Genomic DNA, 25536 nt, shown 5'->3' with positions numbered 1-25536 from the left:
TATGATTAGACCAGTACAGTTTGAAAGTCAGGACCGTCGTATCAAGCAGATTTTGGCTGCTTTGAATGAAAACGGTATCAAAGACATTGAAGAAGCTAACGCAATCTGTGACGCAGCCGGCCTTGATCCGTATCTGACTTGTCAGGAAACTCAGGGTATCTGCTTCGAGAATGCTAAATGGGCATACGTAGTAGGTTGTGCCATCGCACTGAAAAAAGGTTGCAAAAACGCTGCCGACGCTGCAGAAGCAATCGGTATCGGTTTGCAGGCTTTCTGTATTCCGGGTTCAGTAGCCGATGACCGTAAAGTAGGTTTGGGTCATGGTAACCTGGCAGCTCGTCTGCTCCGTGAAGAAACTCAGTGCTTCGCTTTCTTGGCAGGCCACGAATCATTCGCTGCTGCAGAAGGTGCTATCAAGATTGCAGAAATGGCCAACAAAGTTCGTAAGAACCCGTTGCGTTGCATCTTGAACGGTCTGGGTAAAGACGCTGCGATGATTATCTCTCGTATCAACGGATTTACTTACGTTCAGACTAAGTTCGATTACTTCACAGGTGATTTGAACATCGTAAAAGAAACTCCGTATTCAGACGGTCCTCGTGCAAAAGTAAAATGCTACGGTGCAGACGATGTACGTGAAGGTGTAGCTATCATGTGGCACGAAAATGTAGATGTATCTATCACAGGTAACTCTACTAACCCGACTCGTTTCCAGCATCCGGTTGCAGGTACTTACAAGAAAGAACGTGTTCTTGCTGGTAAACCTTACTTCTCAGTAGCTTCAGGTGGTGGTACAGGTCGTACACTTCACCCGGATAACATGGCTGCAGGTCCTGCTTCTTACGGTATGACAGATACTATGGGCCGTATGCACTCAGACGCACAGTTCGCTGGTTCTTCATCAGTTCCTGCTCACGTAGAAATGATGGGATTCCTGGGTATCGGTAACAACCCGATGGTAGGATGTACAGTAGCTTGCGCTGTAAACGTAGCTTTGGCTTTGAATAAGTAATTTATACTTGATTCAATATAATAAACTCCTGTAATCTAAATGATTGCAGGAGTTTTTTTGTTTGTAGTAGATTATATTAATGAACACTTTAATAGCCTCATCTTATGATGTCCTATCTTATTAATCAAGAAGAAGAACAAGGCTATAATAAAGCTGAAATCTGTTCTCTCCAAAGTCTATTTCAGGCAAGCATAAAACAGGTCTACTACCGCTTAGTTTAGCTTTAAAAAAGTGATTTTTGCAGCCCATTTGCAGCCCAATTTGCCATTTTCAAATAGTGAGCTGCTTTATCCATTTTCCCTTCAACACCCATTCCGGAATCAAGAAATCTGAGGAACTAATATCAGGCTTGAAAGACAAAATGTTCCAAAGCTTTCCGGATGCCCTCTTCATCCACACAGGCTGTCACGTAATCCGCTATGGCTTTCAACGATTCATTCGCATTACCCATGGCCACGCCGATTCCAGCCTCCCGAACAATCGGAATGTCGTTGCCTCCGTCACCAAAGGCCATGGTTTCTTCCTTTTTCAGCCCCAGAAAAGCCATGAAGGCCCTCAGTCCTCTGCCTTTATCCGTACCTTGTGCCGTAATATCGGCAAAATCGGGATACCATCGACTGGATACGCAATGAGGAAGAAGAGGCATGATTCGCCGTTCCTCCTCTTCCGAAATGACCGGCGTCAATTGAAGAATAGGGTATGCCCACAAGGAGTCAAGCGAACGGCTTTCCTTCATGCCGTGCACATTCAGCATCTGCCGGAAAATGTAGTCCACTTTCTCATTACTGTTATACATTATCAGGTCTTTCTCCCCTACCACCATACAAGCGAAGTTCATCTCATCAGACTGCCGGATAAGGGTACGCACATCTTCTTCCGGAATCGGACTGCAGGATATCACCTGTTTGCCAATGAAACAATATGCGCCATTTACCGTAATGTATCCATCTATCAGTTCACTGATTTCCTGAAGATTATTAATGAGGGAAAACGGACGTCCGGTAGAAATGAACACTTGGATACCCAGTTTCTTTGCCTGCCGGATGGCCTGCACCGTAGAATCAGGTATCCGGTGGGTCTGAAAGCTGACCAAAGTGCCGTCAATGTCAAAAAACAATGCTTTTATCATAGCTTAACCTATATTCAAAATGATAATTGCGACAAAGATACAAAAGCCAAAGTGCTTCATGACCACGTTTTCACCTGAGATTACTGCCATTTTGATAAAATTATCCCAATATGATAATTATCTAACTGATTTTTATCGCATAGAATACGAAATAAAAGATTCTTCACAGAAAACAATGTAAAAAATTATTTCCGGTAATACTGTGCCAGTGAGAAAGCCCGGCGAAGTGCGATACGTGTACACACCAGCGCACAGACAGAACCGACAAAAAACATAATCCCGGTGGATACCATGATATTGCCCAGTCCTACCAATGGAGAGACAATACCGCCAAAAGCAAAGCCCAGCGCTCCCAGCAAAGCCGAAGCCATACCGGCATTTTCCCGTTCACTATCCATTGCCAACGTGTTGGAGGCGGTGAAAGTCAGCCCCAGCATGGAAAGCAGACAAAGCAGCAAGACCTCGTAAACCCAGAAAGGACAATTGGTACAAAGCGCAATACAGAGAAAGAAAGAGGCAATGACCATTCCCACACTTCCCCGGTACAACGCCTGTTCCGAATGGGCAAACTTGACCGATGCAGCCGCAGAAATCACAATGGCAATGGCATTGATGCCAAAACAAAGGCTGAACATCAAAGGAGAAAAGCCATAATGCTGCTGCATGATAAAGGGAGCAGAAGAGATATTGGCAAACATCACTCCCTGCGCAAAACCAAACTGAAAAATGTAGCACACGTACCGACGGTTCTGAATGACAGTGAGGAAACTCTTATAGACATCGCTCCAACGCGCATTCTGCCGACGGACAGCCGGCAAGGAATCCGTGAAATGCAGACTTCCGGCCAACAGGATAACACCCAGCCCGAACAATACCCAGAAAATACCGTGCCACCCCACACTGTCGGCCATACCGCCTCCAGCAATCGGAGCGGCCACCGGAGCAACCCCGTTGATGGCTCCGATAATGGCCAGCATCTTTGCCAACTCCCTGCCGGAATATTTATCGGCTGCGATAGAGCGGGAAATGACGATACCTCCGGCACCCGCCATTCCCTGAATCAACCGCCAGCCCACGAACTGCATGATGGTGCGGGAATACAGGCAACCCAACGTGGCCAGTAAAAACAGACACATGGCGATAATCAGCGGACAACGACGGCCATACTTGTCGCTGAGTGGTCCGAAGAAAAGCTGTCCCACAGCCAGCCCGATCATGCTGGCCGTCAGTCCCAGCTGCACCTGTGAGGAAGTGGTATGGAAAAAGCCTGTCATGGCAGGCAAAGTAGGCAAATACATGTCGGTTACAAAAGGCCCGAAAGCAGTCAGTACCCCTAAAAATACGAGAATAAACAATTGCGAATTTTTTCTTGTCATAATGCTTGTTTTTAAAACGCTGCAAAATTAGTAATTATCCAAAGGCCATATCATACCTTTTGCCGTACAAAACTTTTCAAAAACCGCACAAAATGAATTTTATTCCGAGAAAAAAGGCTATTTTTGTTTCATAAAAATACTTCCTCATGGATATTTCACTCTTGTCATCCCTCAACGGAATCCACTACGATGAAGGGAACCTGGACTTTCTCCGGCCCTCTCCCCTCCACTTCAACTGTGGCGTACAGATATTGTGTACCTGCGGAACGTGCATTCTCTCTACAGGAGCCCAGCAGTTTCATCTTCGGGAAATGTCGGAACTTATTTTCTGGGGAGGAAGCATCATGCAACTGATGGAAGCCTCGGACAACTTCCACGTACGTCTGCTGCTCTACCCCAAAAAGATATTTCTACAAGCCGCCATTTCCCTCGATACGACCTATTTTAATTACATGAGGGAATTCCCACAATACGACCATGGAGAAGAAAGCTGGAAGAATGTCACCCTGTGGATTGACATGGCCCAGCTACTCTTCAGCCGGCCTTCACCTGCATTCCGCGAACGGCTGGAACTGAACTTCCTGCAAAGCATGCTCATGTGGATTTTCAGTTCCATTCCCGACACATACGTATCGAAAGCTGAGTCGTACACCCGGAAACAACTTTTGTTTCATAAATTCATGCACCTCATTCATGAGCACGCGGCACAGATGCACCAAGTGTCTTTCTATGCTGAACAGCTTTGCATCTCTCCACGCTACTTGAATGAAATAACCTTGTCGTTTTCCAACGGAAAAACACCCAAGGCACTCATTGACGAACAGCTGACAGCCGAGCTGAAGGTGTTGCTCAACAACCCGGCTTTGTCGATTGCCGAGATTGCTTCCCTCTGCCACTTTCCCGACTCGTCCTACCTGAGCCGCTTCTTTAAAAAGAATACCGGCATCGCCCCAAAGGCTTTCCGAGCCCTGAAACAAAATTAAATTATATCAGTCCCCGCTTCATCTCGTCACGGACAGCGGCCATCATGCCTTCCACCTGGGCCAGCGCCAGCATGCGCCCGTGGAAAGAATACCCGGGATTATACCCTTCCTTTTCATCTCCCAGCATCGTACGTCCATGGTCTACCCGCATGGGAAGTCCGGGATTCTCTTTCTCGAAGATGCGAATCAGGTCGAGCAGCTGTCCTCTTCCGGCTAAATGAGACGTTTCCCTAAAATCTCCTCTTGGTAAAATCTCCGTACTGCGCAGATGGACAAAATGGGTTCTTCGGGCAAAACGGTGGGCCAGTTCACGGGTATCGTTCTGACTGCCGGAACTCAGGGAGCCGGCACAGAAGGTCAGTCCGTTATGCGGATTATCTACCGCCTGCAACAGCCACTCAATGTCGGGTTCGTCCGTCACAATGCGAGGTAAACCCAGCACCTGGAAAGGAGGGTCATCGGGATGAATGCACAAGTTCACTCCGTAGGTATCGCACACGGGCATCACCGCCTCCAGAAACGTACGCAAATTTTCTCTCAACCGCTGCCGGTCTATACCTTTATATAGAGCCAGCAATTCACGGAACTTGCGAACCGGATAAGGTTCCCCTTCCTGAATGTTCCCATCGATGAATCCTTGGGTCTTGACGATAATCGTATCAATCAGCTCGGCTTTTTCTGCCGCCGTGATATGCTGGTCCAGTTCGGCCACTTCCTGCAATTCTTCCGGAGTATAATCTTGTTCCGCTCCTTCCCGGCGCAGGATTTTCAAATCGAAATAAGCAAAACGTATGCGATTGAAATAAAGCGACGTGCTTCCGTCAGGCAATGCATAATGCAAATCCGTACGTATCCAGTCGATAACCGGCATGAAATTATAACAAACGGTTTTCACGCCACACATACCCAGGTTGGCCAGACTGGTTTTGTAGTTTTCAATCAACCGATTCCGTTGCGGGCCACCATATTTGATGGCTTCACACACGGGAAGACTTTCTACGACCGACCACCTCAATCCATACGACTCTATGTAGGCTTTCAAGTCCTGGATGGCTTCCACCGTCCAGATTTCCCCGTTAGGTACCTCATGCAGGGCCGTGACAATCCCTTCCACTCCTATCTGCCGGAGCATGGAAAGTGTGATAGGGTCTTTCTTTCCAAACCATCGCCATGTCTTTTCCATCTTTTTCCCTCCGACCGTTTTTAAACTCCACTGAATGAACTGAATCCGCCGTCTACGGGCAACGTCACGCCTGTGATGAAACTGGCTGCTTCACTGCACAAGAACTGTACGGCTCCATTAAGCTCTGAAATATCCCCAAAACGCCTCATTGGAGTTTTGGCAATGACCTTCCGGCTGCGTTCCGTGAGTGAACCATCCGGATTAATCAGCACGGCCCGGTTCTGGTTGCCGATAAAGAAACCAGGAGCAATGGCATTGACCCGGATTTTCTCGCTGAATTTAAGGGCCATTTCTTGGGCCATCCAACGGGTGAAGTTCTCCACCGCGCTTTTGGCCATGGAATATCCCGGCACCCGGGTAATGGCTTCGCACGCCGCCATGGAGGACACATTTACAATGCTACCACTCTTCTGTGCTGCCATCACTTCTCCAAACACCAGACAAGGATACACCGTTCCGTTCAAGTTCAAATCAAGCACTTTATTCAAATCCTCCACTTTCATGTCGAACACATGCTGGCTTTCGGTCAGCGTACCTCCGGGAATGTTTCCTCCTGCCGCATTGACCAGAATATCCACCCTTCCCCATTGTGCCAACACCTCGTCCTTCACTTTCCGCAAGCTGTCCATATCGAGCACATTGCAGGTAAAGCCATACACTTCGCCTCCCGTCTGCCTCAATCTTTCCACAGCTTCCTCCACATGGTCGGGATGTGCCCCAATCACAGCCACCTTTGCTCCGGCCTTCAGCAGACCTTCGGATATATTACTTCCCAATACCCCGGAACCACCCGTAACTACGGCTACACGTCCGGATACATCAAACAGATTGTTCATAACTTACAGATTTTAATCTGCCACAAAGTTAGAGGAGAAATAAACACCCAAATTCACCGATTTTTGCAGGTTATTTGCGTAACTTTGCCATTATTACGTTCACCATGAAAAAGATACTCAACGAACAACTGGACATTTCGGATACCAACCCGCTTAAAGCACGGTACTACGATTACAAACGTTTCACCTATCCTTGGCATTTCCACAGCGAGTTCGAAATCATCTACATAGAAAAAGGATATGGACAGGGAATGATTGGAGACGGAATGACCGATTTCAACGACCAGTCACTTTTTCTGCTGGGCGCCAATCTTCCGCATTATGTGGAAAACCCGCCGGAATATATACAGCAAGAAGAACTGAGAGTAAACGGGGTCATCATCCAGTTCGAAAAAGATTTCATGCAATACGCCTTTTCCCACTACAGCCAGTTCCAGGCAATCAACCGCCTGCTGGAAGAGTCCCAAAGAGGATTACTTTATTCTCTCACCGATTACCCGGAGATTCCGGAAACACTCAAACGCATTCCGTCACAGCGTGGAGCCGGTCAGATTATTGAGTTTCTCCAACTGCTGGATGCATTGACACACCTGTCTTCCTACAGACAGATTTCATCGCCTGTCTATCATCCGATGCCTTCCCAATTCAACGGACGGAAAATAGAAAAGGTCATGGCGTTCCTCAACACGCATTACACACAAAATCTCCGGCTGGAAGACATAGCTTCTTATGCAGCCATGAATCCTACCGCCTTCTGCCGTTTTTTCAAGACGAATACGGGCAAGACCTACAAGCAGCACCTCACAGACATGCGGATAGGCTATGCCTGCAAACTCCTGCTGAACGAGCGATGGAACATCGCTGAAATCAGTCTGGAATGCGGATTTGAGTCAATTACCCATTTCAACCGTTGCTTCAAAAGCCACATGGGGATGAGTCCCACCGCCTACCGCAGAAGACTTTTATAACACACTATGAATCAACACAATGACACAATAGCAACAATTGTCAGAACCTTTCTGAAAAACGCACTTACGTTTCAAGTAAAACGCACTTGCGTTTGAGACAAAACACCAAAGAGTTTTGATTGAAACGCACTTGCGTTTTCTCCCACGCTTCTCTCTCATGAACTTTTTCTACGTTTGTTTGTTTCTATTATTATATTAAACAAACAGCTAAACAACTGATAAACGATAAAAAATCACCTCATCCGCATTCTTCAAAAACACAATTTTTCCTCTACAGGCGTCACATTCCTCACCACCTATCCTAATAACTAAACCAGACTAGAACATTCATTTTATTTCAATAACTATACATTAAAAAAATCACCTCATGAAAACAAATCACATCTTTCCCTCATTCATGGGAAGCCTAGCCTTTCTGCTAGGGTCATGCCAAACTCCTCATACAAACGACGGAATCTATGAGGGCATACTTCCTGCCGCAGACTGTCCGGGAATTTATGTCATGCTGGCCATCAACGGCGACCAGTATGAACTTCTCGAAAAATACATTGCAGAACCTGAGACATTCGTCACCCGCGGGAATATCGAACAAAAAGGAAAACAGCTCCATCTGGACAATCAGATGCAAATCACACTCCTCTCCAATGAATTGCAATGCCAACATACGACATTAAAAAAAATCTCAGACCAAAATGAACTGCCGGAAATCTATGTCTCGCAGTTATTAAAAGAAGACCAAAGTGGAGAAGACGCCTCCATCAAACTATACAGTCAGAAAGACAAGCAATATGCAGAATTTCATTTCAAGAACAACACATACCAGCTGAAATTAAACCTGCATAACGATTCGGTAAACGAATACACCCGTCCGGAACAGTCTGTCAAACTATCACAGCCCGTTCCGCAGCTTTCATCCTTTCAGGAGTTCATTTTCAGAAATGATACGGCTACCTATACTTTCACCCAACTCAGTCCAACCAACTGCATCTACCGGCTGGCCGACGAAAAGAAAGAAAATGAGGTACCCGCCTTTCTGAACGTCATCTATTATAACGACGACCAACAGGCCCTTGTAAAACTGCTGCATCCGGCACTTCCTCATTGCTATACCCTCTCTCAGACAGAGGCATCGGCCAAAACCGCAAACTATACAGACGGAGAAACGGAATGGCAGCTCCACAATGACCGACGTGCTACCCTGGTCATTCACCATAAAAAATACCAATATCTGGAAGAGGAATGAGCCGCCTTATGTTGAACTCGAAAAAAGAAAAGGCCTTCAAAACTGAAGGCCTCTCTTTGGTGATCCGCTTGGGGCTCGAACCCAAGACCCCAACATTAAAAGTGTTGTGCTCTACCTGCTGAGCTAGCGAATCAATCCTTTGTCGCATCGGTCATTTCCCGATTGCGAGTGCAAAGGTAGTAACTTATTTTAAACCTGCAAAACATTTGGAAACTTTTTTCTCAAAAAAGCCGATTTTTCTTTCCAAAGGGCCTTTTCAGGCGTTTTTACGCTCCAATTCCTGCAGACTTTCCAGTTTCTTGGTCTCCAAAAACTCATAGATGCCACACAAGTGTTCCTTCACACGCTGGTGACCGAACTCATACACCTTCGTAACCAGCCCGTCCAAGAAATCACGGTCGTGCGATACCACAATCAGGGTACCGTCGAAATCCATCAACGCCTGTTTCAGGATATCCTTCGTCTTCATGTCCAAGTGGTTGGTCGGCTCATCCAGAATCAAGAGGTTGACCGGCTCCAGCAACAGTTTGATCATGGCCAGACGGGTACGTTCTCCTCCCGACAACACCTTGACCTTCTTCATCGAGGCTTCCGGACTGCCAAACATGAAGGCTCCCAGCAAGTCCCGGATTTTGTTGCGGATTTCTCCCTTGGCCACATCGTCAATGGTCTGAAACACCGTCAGGTTCTCGTCTAGCAACGAAGCCTGGTTCTGTGCAAAATACCCAATCTGCACGTTATGGCCCAGCGTCAGCGTACCTTCATAGTCTATTTCATTCATGATGCACTTCACGAGGGTAGACTTACCTTCTCCGTTCTTTCCCACAAAAGCCACCTTGTCGCCCCGTTCAATGGTGAGGTTGGCATTCTTGAACACCACGTGGTTGCCATACGTCTTTCCCACTCCTTCCATGATGACCGGATAGTTTCCACTACGCGGTGAAGGAGGAAATTTCAAGCGCAAGGCCGAGGTATCTTCTTCGTCCACCTCAATCAGTTCCAGCTTCTCCAGCATCTTCACCCGGCTCTGCACCTGCAAGGTCTTGCTATAAGTGCCCTTGAAACGTTCGATGAAGTCCTTGGTCTCCTGAATCATCTTCTGCTGTTCTTCGTATTGCTTCATCTGCTGTTCACGGCGTTCCTTCCGCAGCACCAAGTACTGGGAGTAATTCACCTTATAGTCGTAAATCCGTCCCATGGTCACTTCGATGGTACGGGTCGTGATATTGTCCACAAACTTCCGGTCGTGGCTGATGACCACCACCGCCTTGGCACTGTTGATCAGGAAATCTTCCAGCCATTGGATGGATTCGATGTCCAGGTGATTGGTCGGCTCGTCCAGCAGCAACACATCCGGATTCTGGAGCAGCAGCTTGGCCAGCTCGATGCGCATCCGCCACCCTCCGCTGAAATCGCTGGTCGGACGGTTGAAATCTTCCCGCAGGAAGCCCAGTCCCAACAAAGCCTTCTCCACGTCTTCCTCGAAATGTGTCATGTCGATGGCATAAAACTTCTCGCTCATCGAGGCCACTTTCTCTATCAGGGCCATATAGGAATCACTTTCATAGTCCGTCCGTGTGGCCAGTTCGTTGTTCATCCGCTCAATCTCTTCCTCCATCTCCTTCAGATGGGCAAAAGCCTGAGAGGCTTCTTCGAATACCGTCCGCCCGTCTTCCGTCATCAGGTGCTGCGGCAGATAGGCAATCACACAGTCCTTGGGAGCGGTCACTTTTCCCCGCGTAGGCTGGCGCACACCGGCCAGTATTTTCAGCAGCGTAGATTTGCCGGCTCCATTTTTTCCCATCAGGGCAATACGGTCTTTTTCGTTAATCTGAAAGTTCAGGTCACTAAACAAGGTGGTCCCTCCGAATTCCACGGTCAGTCCATCTATACTAATCATATTATGTAGGGTTTTAAATTTTTGAAAGGTGCAAAATTACAAAATTATGCGGATTATTACTCATTCAAGGCGCCACAGTGCGGACAAATGCCTTTCGACCTCATCTTGGCACCGCAGGCTCCACAGGCGTAGGGATAGCTGTTGGCCTTGCGCAAGCGCCTGACGCACCACACGGAATAGGCGATGAATGCCAGATAGGCCAGATACACCCACAAGTAGGTGAAAAAGATATACAAGAAAATGCAGCAGGAAGCCAGCCCCAGCAGATAGAAAAAGGCCACTTCCATCGCGGTCTGATGAAACAGGTCGTCCAACAAGGCCACCCCCAGCAACAAGATAAGGAACACGCTGAGTACAAACAGTCCCAATACGAAAGGCAGGTCGAAGGGATTCAGTGAAGGGTCATAATAATACCGCTCCCAGGTTTCCGGCACGAAATGCTGCATGCTGTTATACAACGTGGCTGCCGCGGCCATCAACCACGACAGGGTAATGGGAAACACACTGTCGATGTCGTTCAGCCAGATGAGCTTAATCTGCTTGCGCCGCAGGGCACGGTACACAAAGCAGAGGAAGAACACGGCCAGCACCAGAAAGAACGGCAGGGCATGGGAGTTGCTGAACAAGTGGATGCAACGGGAGATAGGGTCTACGGGGACGATGTGCGACAGCAACTGGCGCTCGGGAACCCATCCGATGGTTTCCTGGTCGCGGGCCACTTTCACCCACACCGAGTCGCCTTCCATTTCTTTACGGGCGGTAATCTCGGCTACCACCAGTTCATCGCCCTCCTTCACCGGAATGGAATCGAGCAACGGGAGCTGATGAAGCCAAAGCGTGTCGGCCGTGACCCGGAAATTGCTGTTCAAAGCATACGGACGTTCCCTAACCACCTTCACCACCGAATCGTTCGGATTTCTTTCTCCTGTGGAAGACAAGGAAGTGCGGTAATGGCAGGCCGTCACGCACAACAACAAACAAATCACCCCTAGAATATATCCCGCGTATTTCATTCTGACTTCTGATTATCCAATGACACTTTCATCTGGCAGACTTTACAGTCGAAATCCAGACGGAATCGCCGTCCGTCCGTACTTACCAAGTAATAAGGTTCCTTGTAGGGCGATTTCACCTTATGATGTACCGGACACCAGCCCATGCTGTAGCGCAGGCAATGCTTGCAGAACATCAGCACAGCATCGGTCCGTGGTTCTTTCTCAAAAGCAGGCTCGATGCGCTTCACCCCGTGGTCGTGATAGAAGGCCTGTGCCTTCGTATTCATCACATTGCCCAGGTAGGTCAGGTCGCCCACGATAAACGCATGCGTGGTTTTTGGGAAGCGTACCCTTTCCTGCGGATAATTGATGCGGCGGGCTTCCAGCAGCTTTTCCACCGCATTCCGGCGCAAATCGGCCAAGGCAGAAGAAGGTACAAACCAGTCTGCCGACAAGGAGATGTCCAGTTTCTCCAGCTCAAACGGGGTGTTGCCCAGCTTGCCCAACTGGTTCTTCAGGTTCTCAGCCTGAGGGGTACGTGCCAGTGTCTTTTCTGCCGGCAGCGTCACGCTGATGCAGTTATCGTCTTCATCGGTCAGGGTCAGGGTAAATCCGAAGTTGTTCTCTTCGAACAGCATGGATACGGCTATCTTACGTTCGGCTGATTTTTTCTGCATCACCCGCTCAAACTCCTGGTCGAAGTTACGGTAGATTTTGGTCTTCGGACGCAGACGGGGCATCTCCTGCGGATAGAGTTTGTTGTTCTCCACCCGGTTTACCCGGAAACCGTGCAGCTTGCCTTGCTCGTCCAAATAGCAGAGCCCGTCGCCGTTGCTGAAAGGTTTCACTCCGGCCACCGTGAAATAGTTGCCGCGCACTTCTTTCACCACGCCCATCTCCTCGCCCAACGACTTCGGCGTATGGAAAGAGAAAATATCCGGTGTACGTCCGTGCAGGAAATAATCGGTAAATCCCCGACTGAAACTCTTGTCCAGCTGCGGACGGAAAGCCAGACGGACGGTACCGGACGAAGCCCGCACGTATTCTTTCCGGCGCTTCAGGATAGCATCCAGCTTCTGACGGTAATAGGCGGTCACGTTCTTCACGTAGGCCACGTCCTTCAAGCGTCCCTCAATCTTCAGCGAAGAGGCGCCCGCATCCAGCAAGGCCTCCAGGTTGTCGCTCTGGTTCATGTCTTTCAGCGAAAGCAGGTGCTTGCCGCGGGCAATCGTTTTCCCGTCTGCATCCACCATGTCGAAGCTCAGGCGGCAGAACTGCGCACACTCTCCGCGGTTGGCACTGCGACCGAAACATGCCTGGCTCACGTAGCACTGTCCGCTGTAGCTCACGCACAAGGCGCCGTGTACGAATACCTCCAGCGGCGTATCCGGACAGGCGGCATGAATCTTTGCAATCTCGTCCAGCGTCAGCTCACGGGCTAATACTACTTGACGGAAACCGGCCTCGGCCAGAAATTTCACTTTCTGCGGCGTGCGGTTGTCCATCTGCGTACTGGCATGCAGCGGAATCGGGGGCAGATTCAGGCGGGTGATTCCCATGTCCTGCACGATGAGGGCATCCACCCCCACCCGGTACAAATCCCAAATCATTTTCTCGGTATCTGCCAGTTCCTCTTCCTTCAGGATGGTATTGACAGTCACGTAAATGCGTACGCGATACAAATGGGCATAACGCACCAAGGCCTCAATGTCTTCCAATGAGTTGCCGGCAGCGGCACGTGCGCCGAAACGCGGGGCACCGATATATACCGCATCGGCCCCGTGGTTGATAGCTTCCATGCCGCACTCCAGGTTCTTGGCCGGGGCAAGCAGTTCGATAGGACGTTGTCTGATCATTCTTATTTTATCTGGTTGATATCGTAAGGAGTTTCTTGGTACACATAATAGTTCATCCAGTTGGAGAACAACAGGTTGGCCACGCTCCGCCAGCGCACCAGCGGTCCTTTTTCCGGATCGTTGTCACGGTAGTAATTGCGTGGCATTTCAATGGGCAGGCCTTTGCCCAGGTCACGGCGGTATTCCGTATCCAGCGTATAAGGAGAATATTCCGAATGGCCGGTCACGAAAAACTCACGTCCGCCGCGGGCCATCACGATGTGTACACCCGACTCGGGCGACTCGGAAATAATCTGCAGGTCCTTGCATTTTTCAATGTCTTCCCGGCGGACTTCGGTGTGACGGCTATGAGGCACATAGAACACGTCGTCGAATCCACGGAAGATGGGCAGATGCTCGAAGCCCTTGCAGATGTGGTGTTCAAAGATACCGAACATCTTCTTGTCCAACGGATACTTCGGGATGCCGTAATGATAATACAAGCCGGCCTGTGCCGCCCAGCAGATATAGAACGTGGAGGTGACATGGGTACGGGTCCATTCGAAAATATCCGTCACCTCGTCCCAGTAGTTGACATCTTCAAAATCCAGGTGTTCCACCGGGGCTCCGGTAATAATCATTCCGTCGAACTTTTCATTTCTCATCAGTTCAAAATCACGATAGAACGCTTTCATGTGCTCCACCGGCGTATTCTTTGAAGTATGGCTTTTCAGCTTCATCAGGCTCACCTCAATCTGTAGAGGAGAGTTGGACAGCAAACGAATCAAGTCGGTTTCTGTCGTTATTTTAAGCGGCATAAGGTTGAGTACGACAATCTTCAACGGACGGATGTCCTGCGAGCTGGCCCGCGAATTGTCTATCACGAAAATATTCTCTTGCTTCAACAACTCGATTGCAGGCAGTTTATCGGGTAAATTTAATGGCATATTGCTGTGTTTCTGTTTATTTTCTATCAAAGGGCAAAGTTAATAATTCGGCACGGATTACGGGGAAGAGCCGTCCATCTTTTTTTGCCCTTATCATTTTTTAAACCCGCCGGCATCCTCCGGCCAATCTCATTCTCCCCCGTTTCCGACCGTCTTCTGCAAAAAATCGGCGAATGCCAGCGCCGACTTTTTCCGGTAGTTTCCCTGCGCCCAGAACAGACAACCTTCCGAGGTCAGCTTGTCGGCACACAAGATAGGAATCTGCACCAAATCTTCCTCTCCCCGCACGGCAGCCTGCGTCAGGATAGTAGCCCAATAGCCCGCACGCAACGTATGGATAATGGTATGTACGTCGTTCATTTCCACGCCCACCGTCAGTTCCAGCCGATGGGTCCGGCAAAGTTCGTCCACCTTTTTCCGGGTGGCAAAACCTTGCCCCGGCAGCACCAGCGGAGTTTCGGAAAGACGTTTCAGGGTAATGGAAGAAAGTCCGGCCAACGGATGCGAGCGATGCACGATGAAGCGGAGCCGGGAAGAGAACAACGACAGGGTTTCAAACCCTTCCGACGTGCCTTCCGGCTTGAAAGACAATACAAAGTCCAGGTGGTTGGCCTCCAGCTCTTCCAACAGTTCTTCCGAGGTGGCGAAACTGATATCGACCTTGACCTTCGGATAGGTTTTCGTGAAGCGGCCCAATGCAGCAATCAGCAAGGGACTCATGCTATAAGTCACCCCGATGTGAAGCACCCCCGTCTCTATCCCTTTCAAGTCGCGGATAATCTGTTTCCCGTCTTCCGCATCGTAAAGGGCCTTTGCCGCATAAGGCAAAAAAGCCAGTCCGGCTTCCGTAGGGACTACCCGCTTCCCGATGCGGTCGAAAAGCAAGACGTCCAATTCATCTTCCAGCTGCTTAATCTGCTGGGAAAGTGTACTCTGCGAGATAAACAACGCACGTGCCGCCTCCGAAAAATTCTGCAATTCGCAGGCCGCTTTAAAATATTTCAACTGACGAAGTTCCATTTCTTATCGTTTCTGCCTATGAATGTTATCGGAAAAATGAGTGCTACAAATATAGAAAATATTTGGTTCGCATTTAACTTTGTCAAAAAATAAACGTAAAAAGATGAAAAAGATTCTCAGTGCAATGTTTGTTTGCTTGTCGATAAGTTTGTCGGCACAAACCGTAAAAGGAGTAGTAAACGAAGGACTTCGTTATTGTGAAAGTACGTATCCGTATCAGGGAGGTATCCTGGTGGCCAACTTCGGTACCGCAGAACTGAATCCGCTGAACACGGAAGGAAAAGGATACATCGCATTTTATAAGGACGGAAAGACCCAGGTCATGGTTCCGGCCGACGGCAATCTGTCGGCTCCCAAAGGAATGTTCATCCGTCAGGACTACCTGTATGTATGTGATGTGAACAAGATTGTGGTGTATCACCTGACCGACAAGGCGGAAAAGCCGAAAGTCATTTCCCTGCCCGAAGGCAACCTGTTTGTCAACGACCTGGCAGCCGACGGAAACTATCTGTATGCTTCAGTGACCAACACCGACCGTATTTTCCGCCTGGACATCAGCAATCCGGCCCAGCCGGGACAGCCTGAAGAATGGCTGCAAATCAGCGGACCGAACGGACTGCTCGTACGTGACGGAATGATGTATGTGGCTTCTTATCCGGCCGACGGAGTGACCAAGGAAGCCAACGTGATTTACCGCATCGACAACCTGAAGCAGCCCGTGGCCCGCAAACTGACGGAAGTGACCGGACAATACGACGGCATCGCTTTCTCTTCCGATGGAAAATCGCTGATTGTCACCAACTGGACACCGGCCCAACTGAGCCGCATCGACCTGGCCAGCGGAAAGATGTCTCCTCTGCCTTTGAAACTGGAACAGCCGCTGATTGGCCCGGCCGACATCACCGCAAAAGACGGCTTTATCTACATTCCCGACCTGCCTAACAGCCGGGTAGTGGTTGTAAAGGAATCTTGTTGCTGCAAATCCCATGAAGGCAACTGTGCTGTATTATAGCCACAAAGGAAAGACAGCCTTTTTCGCCAGAGAGATTGCAATGTATCTCTGGTCGAAAGGGCTGCATGTCAGCCTGTGTGCGATTTCCGATTTCGACCCTCAGAAGCTGGCAGAAACGGATTTCCTGCTGTCGGGATGCTGGACCTGCGGCTGTTTCGTCGTCGGACAGCACCCGCACCGGCAATGGAAAGCCTGCAGCCGACGAATGGCAGGACAAGTGCCTTCTCATCGCACGCTGCTTTTCACTACGTATAAATTCAGGACAGGAAGCATGCTCCGGAACATGAAGAAAACCTTGCGTATTTCCCGGAAAGCCTCTGTACCTTTCCTGCAATCCAAAAACGGCTTGCTGACCGACTCAGACAAACAAATCCTGGACCGGTTCATCACCGTATAACTCCTTCTTAATCTATTATTAAATCACTAATGTAATGCTTATGGAAAAAAAGAAACTTACCAGTGCCTCAGGCGCACCCGTAGCCGACAACCAGAATGTGGCTACCGCAGGACGAAGAGGCCCGATGCTTTTACAGGATGTGTGGTTTCTCGAAAAACTGGCACATTTTGACCGCGAAGTGATTCCCGAACGGCGCATGCACGCCAAAGGCTCGGGAGCGTTTGGAAAATTTACGGTCACGCACGATATCACGGCCTACACCAAGGCGGCCATCTTTTCACAAGTAGGAAAGGAAACGGAACTGTTTGTCCGCTTTTCTACGGTGGCCGGTGAACGTGGGGCGGCAGATGCGGAACGTGACATCCGTGGCTTCGCCATCAAATTCTATACCGAAGAAGGCAACTGGGACTTGGTGGGAAACAACACGCCGGTGTTCTTCCTGCGCGACCCGCTGAAATTCCCCGACTTGAACCATGCGGTGAAACGGGACCCGCGTACAAACATGCGCAGCCCGCGCAACAACTGGGACTTCTGGACTTCGCTGCCCGAAGCCCTGCACCAGGTGACCATCACCATGAGCGACCGCGGTATTCCGGCTTCGTACCGCCACATGCACGGCTATGGCAGCCACACGTTCTCCCTGATCAATGCGGAAGGGAAACGTACGTGGGTCAAATTCCACCTGCACACCCAGCAGGGCATCCGTAACCTGACCGATGCGGAAGCGGAAGCGATTATCGCGAAAGACCGGGAAAGCCACCAGCGCGACCTCTACGAAAGCATTGAAAAAGGCGACTTCCCGAAATGGACGATGTACATCCAGCTGATGACGGAAGAACAGGCCAAAGCGTGTCCGTTCAACCCCTTCGACCTGACCAAAGTCTGGTCGCAAAAGGAATATCCGCTGATAGAGGTGGGGGTGCTCGAACTGAACCGCAACCCGGAGAATTATTTCGCCGACGTGGAACAGGCGGCTTTCAATCCGGCCAACGTGGTGCCGGGTATCAGTTTCTCACCCGACCGCATGCTGCAGGGCCGTCTCTTCTCTTACGGTGACACGCAGCGTTACCGTCTGGGCGTCAACCACCACCAGATTCCGGTCAACCGGAGCCGTTGTCCTTTCCTGAACATGTACCACCGCGACGGACAGATGCGCGTGGACGGCAACCACGGTTCGACCTTGGGCTATGAACCCAACAGCTACGGAGAATGGCAGCAGCAGGGCGAATACAAGGAACCGCCTCTGGAACTGGACGGCGCGGCTTATCAGTGGGATTACCGGGAAGATGACGCAGACTACTATTCTCAGCCTCGTGCCCTGTTCCGCCTGATGACACCTGCCCAGCAACAGGTGCTCTTTGAGAATACGGCCAGAGCCATGGGAGACATTCCGGAAGAAATCAAGCTCCGCCACATCCGGAACTGCATGCAGGCGGATGAAAACTACGGCAAGGGAGTGGCCCAGGCCCTTCACATTCCGTTGGACAGAATTTAAGGTATTTCCCGGCTGTTTCAGGGAAAGGCCAGCCGCTTTTCCCTGAAACACTGGAGTCTTTTTTACGTTTCCCTCGGGAAAAACGTACGTTTCCCACTGCGGAAACGTATGTTTCTCGGGCGGAAAACCTACGTTTCGGCCACGGGAAACGTAAAAAACATCGAAAAAAAACCGCCTCTTCGCAGGGGCGGTTTTGCTTTTTTACCACAGTTGATTTACAAACGGTTTTTATAGATGTCGGCCATGAGCTTCTGGTACTGGTTCTCCAGCGTCATGTAGCTTTGCAGGTTGCCATATACATTGTCGGCCTCCACATAAAAGTCGATGATGGACAACTGGCCGGCCGTGACGGCATCGTAGAGTAGACGGAGGGTGTGGTGCATCAAAGGCACATCGTAGGCCTGCATCGCCTCATGCAACTGCTGCATCTCGTTGAACTGGCTCTGTACCTTGGCTTCCACCTGCAGGCGGGCATTGTCGCGCTGCAAGTTCGCACTCAACGCCTGGGCTTTCGCAATTTTCAGTTTCTTACGGTTGGAAAACAAAGGAAAACTGCCTCCTACCAGGAAACCGTTACTCTTCTCTCCCACCGAGGTATTCCGCCGGTAGCCCACTTCCAGCTTCGGCAACCAGTTCTGCTTGTTTACCTTCACTTCTTCCGAAGCGGCCTGAGCTGTTGCCTCAGCCACCTGCAAATCGACATCCGACTGCATCACTTCGTTATACAACGTCTGATAATCCCGGATAGCTTCAACCTTCGGATAATCCGTTTCCGCAAATTCCAATGGCATATTACCGTTCATGGCCAGCAACTGCTGCAATGCCGTACGGTGTGTGGCATTGTTCTGAGCCACTTCGGTCTGCACCTTCATGCGTTCCATCTTGATTTTATTCACTTCCAGGGCATTGGCATCCCCCTCTTTCAGGCGTTTTTCGAACAACTCCAACAGGGCATCGGCATTCTTCATCCGCTCGGCCAGCAACTGCTGTTCCTGGTTCAGCCGAATCAGGTCCAGACACAGGTTCTTGGCTTGCAGCAGAATGTCGCGACGGAGCACCTGCTGCTGACGGTCCAGCACGTTTTTCTGCGATTTTCCGGAACGGTTGCGTGCCGCATACAGCGTGGGGAAATCAAATCCCTGCGTCACCACCAGTTCCGAACTGGCCATGCCGTCCACATTGCTTGCATAAAACGGACTGTACTCCACACTGGGGTCTTCCAGGTTATTCCGTGTCTGCACTTCCATCTTGGCCGCTTCCATGCGATGCACACTGGCCTGAAGTTCCTTATTGTGCTGCTCCACGGATTGCAGCACCTCTTCTATTTTCTGTGCCTGTAGCCCGCCGGAAAAAGCCAGGCCCGCAAGCAATATCCATCCAAATTTTTTCATGCTTCTGTTCTTTTAGTCGTTTTCTTCCGGTTCATTAACTCATACACAATAGGAATGACAAAGGCATTCAGGAAAGTGGAGGTCAGCAATCCTCCCAGGATGACCTTGGCCATCGGACTCTGAATCTCATTGCCCGGCAGGTCGCCGCGCAAGGCCAGCGGAATCAGGGCCAGGGCAGACGAAAGGGCGGTCATCAGAATCGGGTTCAGACGGTCGAGCGAACCGTGTACGATACTTTCGCGCACATCCAGATGCTGCTCTTCACGCAACAGGTTGTAGTGGGTGACCAGCAACATACCGTTTCGGGTGGCAATACCGAACAAGGAGATAAATCCGATGATGGCCGGAATACTGACTTCACCCGTAGTCAGCCACAGAGCAAACACACCGCCAATCAGGGCCAGCGGCAGGTTCAACAGAATTACCCCGCTCTCGGCGGCATCGTGGAACTGCATGTACAGCAACAGGAAGATGACCACGATGCTCATCAGGGAAGTCAGCAGCAAGGTACGGCTGGCGGCCTGCTCGCTTTCAAACTGTCCGCCGTATTCGATGTGATAGCCTTCGGGCAACGTAATCTTCTCGTCCACCCGACGCTGGATGTCATTCACCACGCTGCGCAAGTCGCGCCCGCTGGTATTGGCCGAAATCACGATTTTCCGTTTCACGTTTTCCCGGTTGATGGTGTTCGGTCCCATGGAAGACACCACATCGGCCACGTACGACAAGGGAATCTTCCGCCCCTGCGCATCGTCAATCATCAGGTCTTTCACACGGTCCATCTCGCCCCGGTCGGCCTCATCCGCACGCACCACCAGGTTGAAGGTCTTTCCCTTTTCATACACCTGCGACACGACCTCGCCGGCCATATTCACCTGCACGAACTCACTGAACTGCGGCAACGAGATGCCATACTTGGCCAGCATCTCCCGCTTGGGTACAATCTTCAGTTCCGGACGTTCAATCTGCTGCTCCACGTTCAGGTCGGCCACACCTTCCACATCACTGATGGCCGCCTTTATCTGATTGCCCAAAGCAAACATCCGGTTCAGGTCATCTCCGAACAGCTTGATGGCAATGCTGGCCTGCGTACCACTCAACATGGCGTCGATACGGTGACTGATGGGCTGTCCGATTTCAATGTTGGCCCCCGTGATGACCGACAGTTTCTGACGGACATCCGCCAGCAGTTCGGCATGCGAACGGTCCTTCAGCTCGAAAGGCGCTTCTATTTCCGACACGTTCACGCCCAGCGCATGCTCATCCAGTTCCGCACGTCCCGTCTTGCGGGCCACGGTCTGTATTTCCGGAATGGAGAGCAGGATTTCCTCGGCCTGACGCCCAATCTTGTCGGATTCTTCCAACGAAATACCCGGCAGGGAGCTGACATTGATGGTAAACGACCCTTCATTGAACGACGGCAGGAAGCTGTGGCCCAACGTAAAGAAGATGCCCAAAGCCACCACGAACACGGCAACCGTACCTCCCAGCACCGTCTTCTTGTGCTCCAGCGACCAAAGCAAGGCCCGTTCGTAATATTTCTTCAGCCATACGGCCAAGAAGGCTTCTTTCGGCAGTCCGTCTCCTTTTGTTTTTCCGCCCAGCAAGTAACTGCACAACACCGGAGTCAGGGTCAGCGCCACCACCGTAGAAGCAAACAAAGACACGATGAAGGCAATGCCCAGCGGCACCAGCATACGGCCTTCCATCCCGGTCAGAAAGAAAAGCGGAATAAAGCTCACAATGATAATCAGTGTGGAGTTCAGAATCGGCATACGTACCTCGCGCGAGGCATTGAACACCACCTCGCGTACCGGCTTGCGTTCTTCCGGCGGGAGCATCTTGTTTTCCCGCAGGTGCTTCCACACGTTTTCCACATCGACAATGGCATCATCCACCAGCGAACCGATGGCGATGGCCATACCTCCCAGACTCATGGTATTGATACTCAGCCCCATGTAGTGCAGTACCAGAATGGCCACCACCAGGGAAAGAGGAAGGGTAATCAACGAAATAATCGTTGTCCGCGTATTGGCCAGGAACAGGAAGAGCACGATGACCACAAAGATAGCACCTTCATACAGCGATTCCTGTACGTTGCTGATGGAGCTTTCGATGAAACGCGACTGGCGGAACACATCAGTAGAGATTTTCACATCCTTCGGCAGGTTCTTCTGCAAGTCGGCCAAGGCCTTCTCCAGCTGTTCCGTCAAGGCAATCGTACCCGTGTTGGGCTGCTTCGTTACCGTGAGCAGTACGGCCGGCTTTCCTTTTTCGGAAGCCACTCCCAGCTTGGGCTGCTGTGAACCGATACGCACATCGGCCACGTCTTCCAAGGTAATGGGTGCTCCCTCTGCCGTGGTCTTGATGACAGCCCGTCCCAACTTATGCACATCGTCCGTAGAAAGCACTCCCCGCACAATGTACTCGTTGCCATATTCATAGATGACACCTCCGTTGGTATTCTGGTTCATGTTGCGCGACACGGCCATCACCTCTCCCAGAGTTACCCCATAATGACGCATCCGGTCGGGATGAATCAGAATCTGGTATTCCTTGATGTCTCCCCCCAGTACGGCCACCTGTGCCACACCTCCGGTGGACAACAGACGCGGACGGATGGTCCAGTCGGCCAGCGTACGCAAATCCTGCATAGAAGTAGAATCGGCGTTCAGGCCCACAATCAGCAATTCGCCCAAAATAGACGACTGTGGTCCCAGCGTGGGCTTCCCCACATTGTCCGGCAAAGACTCGCCCACTGCGGCCAGCTTCTCAGACACAATCTGACGAGCCAGATAGATATCGGTATCCCATTCAAACTCGACCCAAACCACTGAAAAGCCCGTGGTGGAGGAAGAACGCACCCGTCGCACATTGGTCGCTCCGTTCACCGCCGTCTCGATAGGGAAAGTGACCAGCTGTTCCACTTCCTCTGCCGCCATGCCGTTGGCCTCGGTCATCACCACCACCGTCGGGGCATTCAGGTCGGGAAACACATCCACTTCGGTGTGAAAGGCCGTATAGGTTCCTCCTATCAGTAACAGCACCGAAGCCACCAGCACCAGCAAGCGGTTCTGTAAGGAAAATCGTATAATCTTGTTCAACATAGTTCCTCCGCTTTAATGATTATGTGTATGCGCCGGAATGGCATTGGAAGCCGAGGCCAGTTTGACATGAATTGCACCACGGGTCACCACCGTATCCCCATCTTTCACACCGGAAAGAATCTCTACCCGGCTGCCGTCGGAAGTTCCCAGTTTCACTTCCTGCTTTTTATAGCACTCCTCGTCCAGCTTCAAGTAGACGAAATACACACCCTGTTCCTCGGTCAAGGCCGATAGCGGAAGACTCAACACCCCGTTCCGTTCACCCGACAAGAGGTACACCTCCACGAAAGAACCGGGAATCATCTCTCCCCGGTTGTCGAACTCAAAAGTCACCGGCACATAATAAGAGGTATCTCCCGAAGACTTACCGAAAGAAAGCAATTTGCCACCCAGACTCTCAAGGCTATAGACCTTATTATTATAAGGAGTCTGGAAATTGGCAGACACCACCTGGGAAAGCTGCGCATAATAACGCTCGGACACTTCCGCCTTCAACACCAACCGACGAGACTGTGTCACCGTCATCAACGGCTGGCCCACTGTCACATAATCGCCTTCCTTCACCAGGCACGTCTTGATAAATCCGCCGATAGGAGACTTGACAGATACTCCCTTGCCCGACATGCTCGGCTTCAACGCTTCGTAGGTGAGACGGGCATTCTCGTAGGCTTCACGCAAGGCCGCAAAGTCTTTTTGCGACACAATCTGACTGCTCACCAGTTTTTGAGCCCGTTCGTATTCTTCCTTGGCCTTCTCATAAGCCACCTTGGCTTTCTGCACAGGATCACCATCCTGAATATGGGCAGCCGACACACTCAGCAGTTCCGTTCCCTTGCCGACGGCCATTCCTTCGGCCACTTTCCGGGAGAAAGAAACCACACCCGAGGAAGCGGCCACCACAGTAGCTTCCTCGCCCTGGGCAGCCAGAATCTGTCCGCTGGTATGAATTACATTGCGAAAACTTCCCGCATGAACGGTTTCGGCCTCCACACCTGCCGCCTTCGCCTTTTCAGGGGCCAAGATAATCTCATCGGAATGGCCGGCCTTTTCTCCGGCATGCATTTCTTCTTCATGGCTGTGTCCCTCCTCGCCATGTTCATGGGCATGCTCTCCACATGCACCCAACAGGAACATACACAATGTGCCTGTCAAAATATAGTTTTTCATTGAATTACGGTGTTTTTAATTTTGCTGCAAAAATAACGTCTATACCCTGCAAGCTGGTTGCAAAGTACACTTCTCTCTATCTCCCACGCGGAGTTGTTTCAAGCAGCAAAGGGAGGGGCACGGAAATTCCGCACGGCCGAAAAGTTCCGGGCGTGTAATCTTTCGATGTAATAGGAAGTCAGGTCCGTAGATTCCACAGAGACAGGCGTCTCCAACCACATGGACGACAGATAAATCAAAGTATAATACGTATAATCCGGCGTGAAATCCGGGGAATGATGCGGAGTGGAAAAAGAGAAATGGGTCACACAGCTGATATCGCAGGTATGCTTGTCGGCATCACCGGGACAATGACAAGTCTCTCCTTCCGCATGCACATGCACAGGAGTACAGGTTTCCATGTCCGGACTGACACAGAACGCTTCGTTGTGATGATGATGTGGAAAAACTCCGACCACCAGCACCCACAAACTGACAAGCAACAGGCAATATGCATTTACGCGATGTTTCATTCCCTTCTCTGACGGGCACAAAGGTAAAAAGAAATACAGAAAAAAACAACGTTTTGCCTGCTACCTGACCTTTTTACCGTTCAACCTCCACCGATGCGGAAAAACTTTTAAAAGTCTGACAGTACACCCTGACCATAAATCGCTTACCTTTGCCAGCAAGAAAAGATAACATGAAAAAAAACGAAGTATGAAATCTGGTCTGACATTGCTGCTGGTGTGTTTCCTGCCTCTCGCACCCTTGACAGTGCATGCGCAAGGTCCCGACCGGAGGCCCCGACCTTCACTTCCCGAAGAAGAGATAGAAGGCACTCCTGCCTATGCCGCACTCAGCCGCATTGAAGTGGCCGACAGTCTGCTGGAACCGAACGTACTGATTTTCTGTGGGGAACAGGTGAATCTGGATCCTTCCGACCGCAAACGGAAGCTGCGCAGGGAACTGGCCTCCTTGTCCCGCTTTTCCCAGTCGCTCCAACAAAAAGCGGCTTATTTCTTTCCTCTTATAGAACCTATTCTGGAAGAACACCAGATTCCCGACGATTTCAAATACCTGATGGTGATTGAAAGCGGCATGAATCCGGAGGCACGCTCGCCCGTGGGAGCCTTGGGACTATGGCAGTTCATGAAAGAGACGGCCCGGGAATACGGTCTGCGGGTGGAACGGAAAATCGATGAACGGCTGGACATCGAAAAATCGACCCATGCCGCCTGCCGTTACCTGCGCACCGCCTACGACAAGTTTCACGACTGGGTGGCCGTGGCACAGTCGTACAACATCGGACAGGCCCGCATCGGAACGGAACTGAAAGAGCAGAAAGTGGAAGAAGCCATCGACCTGCAACTGGTGGAAGAAACCAACCGCTATATCTACCGCTTACTGGCCATCAAAATCCTGTTTACCCATCCGGAAAATTTCGGTATCTCTGCCGTGCCCGACTATTACAAGAAAATACGGAGAAGATAGAAACAAAAACGCCATGAAGCCCACTCCCGCAGGAGCCTTCTTCATGGCGTTTCTTTATTTCACTGAC

The 25536-nt window shown here is 50.6% G+C and carries 21 protein-coding genes and 1 tRNA gene; 8 read left to right on the top strand and 14 right to left on the bottom strand.

Going from position 1 to position 25536, the window contains the following annotated elements; translation table 11 throughout:
- Window position 1 precedes the first annotated feature (1 nt).
- A complete protein-coding gene (locus BQ7480_RS04085; RefSeq protein ID WP_072541826.1) occupies window positions 2–1012 on the top strand; it encodes a GGGtGRT protein in 1011 nt (336 codons plus the stop codon).
- Window positions 1013–1355: 343 nt separating this feature from the next.
- Here the strand turns inward: BQ7480_RS04085 and BQ7480_RS04080 are convergent, their stop codons facing one another.
- A complete protein-coding gene (locus BQ7480_RS04080) occupies window positions 1356–2141 on the bottom strand; it encodes a Cof-type HAD-IIB family hydrolase (protein ID WP_072541825.1) in 786 nt (261 codons plus the stop codon).
- 185 nt (window positions 2142–2326) lie between these two features.
- Window positions 2327–3520 carry a multidrug effflux MFS transporter gene (locus BQ7480_RS04075; RefSeq protein ID WP_161946448.1) on the bottom strand — a complete coding sequence of 398 codons (1194 nt, stop codon included), beginning with the start codon at window positions 3518–3520 and terminating at the stop codon, window positions 2327–2329.
- Window positions 3521–3663: 143 nt separating this feature from the next.
- Between BQ7480_RS04075 and BQ7480_RS04070 the strand changes: the two genes are divergently transcribed.
- A complete protein-coding gene (locus BQ7480_RS04070) occupies window positions 3664–4500 on the top strand; it encodes a helix-turn-helix transcriptional regulator (RefSeq protein WP_072541823.1) in 837 nt (278 codons plus the stop codon).
- A gap of 1 nt (window position 4501) precedes the next feature.
- On the opposite strand, the gene uxuA is transcribed toward BQ7480_RS04070, so the two are convergent.
- Window positions 4502–5683, bottom strand: a complete 1182-nt coding sequence (gene uxuA, locus BQ7480_RS04065; RefSeq protein WP_072541822.1) for a mannonate dehydratase — start codon at window positions 5681–5683, stop codon at window positions 4502–4504.
- 20 nt (window positions 5684–5703) lie between these two features.
- Window positions 5704–6519 (bottom strand): SDR family oxidoreductase, encoded by an 816-nt coding sequence (locus BQ7480_RS04060; protein ID WP_022354286.1) that lies wholly within the window; start codon window positions 6517–6519, stop codon window positions 5704–5706.
- Between the two features lie 104 nt (window positions 6520–6623).
- Between BQ7480_RS04060 and BQ7480_RS04055 the strand changes: the two genes are divergently transcribed.
- Window positions 6624–7487 carry a helix-turn-helix domain-containing protein gene (locus BQ7480_RS04055; RefSeq protein WP_072543889.1) on the top strand — a complete coding sequence of 288 codons (864 nt, stop codon included), beginning with the start codon at window positions 6624–6626 and terminating at the stop codon, window positions 7485–7487.
- Window positions 7488–7854: 367 nt separating this feature from the next.
- The gene (locus BQ7480_RS04050) at window positions 7855–8730 is read left to right on the top strand and encodes a copper resistance protein NlpE N-terminal domain-containing protein (protein WP_139255704.1); all 876 of its coding nucleotides are present in this window, start codon (window positions 7855–7857) and stop codon (window positions 8728–8730) included.
- 57 nt (window positions 8731–8787) lie between these two features.
- Here BQ7480_RS04050 and BQ7480_RS04045 read toward each other — a convergent pair.
- From BQ7480_RS04045 to BQ7480_RS04020, 6 genes are all read right to left on the bottom strand, one after another.
- Window positions 8788–8863: transfer RNA gene (locus BQ7480_RS04045), tRNA-Lys, on the bottom strand.
- A 123-nt stretch (window positions 8864–8986) separates the two neighbouring features.
- Entirely contained in the window at window positions 8987–10630 is a 1644-nt protein-coding gene (locus BQ7480_RS04040; protein ID WP_072541821.1) for an ABC-F family ATP-binding cassette domain-containing protein, read from the bottom strand.
- A gap of 56 nt (window positions 10631–10686) precedes the next feature.
- The gene (locus BQ7480_RS04035; protein WP_072541820.1) at window positions 10687–11643 is read right to left on the bottom strand and encodes an SH3 domain-containing protein; all 957 of its coding nucleotides are present in this window, start codon (window positions 11641–11643) and stop codon (window positions 10687–10689) included.
- Window positions 11640–13481, bottom strand: coding sequence for a peptidase U32 family protein (locus tag BQ7480_RS04030; protein WP_072541819.1), 1842 nt, complete (start codon window positions 13479–13481; stop codon window positions 11640–11642). Before BQ7480_RS04030 ends, BQ7480_RS04035 begins: the two co-directional genes overlap by 4 nt.
- Before the next feature lie 2 nt (window positions 13482–13483).
- Complete coding sequence (metA, locus tag BQ7480_RS04025; RefSeq protein ID WP_072541818.1) at window positions 13484–14407, bottom strand: homoserine O-acetyltransferase MetA; 924 nt, start codon at window positions 14405–14407, stop codon at window positions 13484–13486.
- Between the two features lie 129 nt (window positions 14408–14536).
- Window positions 14537–15427, bottom strand: coding sequence for a LysR substrate-binding domain-containing protein (locus tag BQ7480_RS04020; protein WP_072541817.1), 891 nt, complete (start codon window positions 15425–15427; stop codon window positions 14537–14539).
- Window positions 15428–15530: 103 nt separating this feature from the next.
- On the opposite strand from BQ7480_RS04020, the gene BQ7480_RS04015 reads away from it, so the two are divergent.
- Genes BQ7480_RS04015 through BQ7480_RS04005 form a run of 3 tightly spaced genes read left to right on the top strand, consistent with a single transcriptional unit; the run spans window position 15531 to window position 18331 of the window.
- The gene (locus BQ7480_RS04015; protein ID WP_072541816.1) at window positions 15531–16439 is read left to right on the top strand and encodes a Vgb family protein; all 909 of its coding nucleotides are present in this window, start codon (window positions 15531–15533) and stop codon (window positions 16437–16439) included.
- The gene (locus tag BQ7480_RS04010; protein WP_072541815.1) at window positions 16414–16836 is read left to right on the top strand and encodes an NADPH-dependent FMN reductase family protein; all 423 of its coding nucleotides are present in this window, start codon (window positions 16414–16416) and stop codon (window positions 16834–16836) included. Before BQ7480_RS04015 ends, BQ7480_RS04010 begins: the two co-directional genes overlap by 26 nt.
- 40 nt (window positions 16837–16876) lie before the next feature.
- A complete protein-coding gene (locus tag BQ7480_RS04005) occupies window positions 16877–18331 on the top strand; it encodes a catalase (protein ID WP_072541814.1) in 1455 nt (484 codons plus the stop codon).
- 215 nt (window positions 18332–18546) lie between these two features.
- On the opposite strand, the gene BQ7480_RS04000 is transcribed toward BQ7480_RS04005, so the two are convergent.
- The 4 genes from BQ7480_RS04000 to BQ7480_RS03985 form a co-directional block, all read right to left on the bottom strand.
- On the bottom strand, window positions 18547–19722 hold the full coding sequence (locus BQ7480_RS04000) for a TolC family protein (protein ID WP_072541813.1): 1176 nt from the start codon (window positions 19720–19722) through the stop codon (window positions 18547–18549).
- Window positions 19719–22829 (bottom strand): efflux RND transporter permease subunit, encoded by a 3111-nt coding sequence (locus BQ7480_RS03995; protein WP_072541812.1) that lies wholly within the window; start codon window positions 22827–22829, stop codon window positions 19719–19721. Before BQ7480_RS03995 ends, BQ7480_RS04000 begins: the two co-directional genes overlap by 4 nt.
- Window positions 22830–22841: 12 nt before the next feature.
- Window positions 22842–23996: an efflux RND transporter periplasmic adaptor subunit gene (locus tag BQ7480_RS03990; protein ID WP_072541811.1), complete on the bottom strand. Its 1155-nt coding sequence runs from the start codon at window positions 23994–23996 to the stop codon at window positions 22842–22844.
- 98 nt (window positions 23997–24094) lie between these two features.
- Window positions 24095–24508 (bottom strand): DUF6769 family protein, encoded by a 414-nt coding sequence (locus tag BQ7480_RS03985; RefSeq protein ID WP_072541810.1) that lies wholly within the window; start codon window positions 24506–24508, stop codon window positions 24095–24097.
- A 187-nt stretch (window positions 24509–24695) separates the two neighbouring features.
- Between BQ7480_RS03985 and BQ7480_RS03980 the strand changes: the two genes are divergently transcribed.
- Window positions 24696–25469, top strand: a complete 774-nt coding sequence (locus tag BQ7480_RS03980; RefSeq protein ID WP_072541809.1) for a lytic transglycosylase domain-containing protein — start codon at window positions 24696–24698, stop codon at window positions 25467–25469.
- Window positions 25470–25536 lie beyond the last annotated feature (67 nt).

The sequence above is a fragment of the Bacteroides mediterraneensis genome (assembly GCF_900128455.1).
Classification (GTDB): domain Bacteria; phylum Bacteroidota; class Bacteroidia; order Bacteroidales; family Bacteroidaceae; genus Phocaeicola; species Phocaeicola mediterraneensis.
The sequence above is the reverse complement of the archived record's forward strand: the minus strand, read 5'-3'. Positions and strand labels throughout refer to the sequence as shown.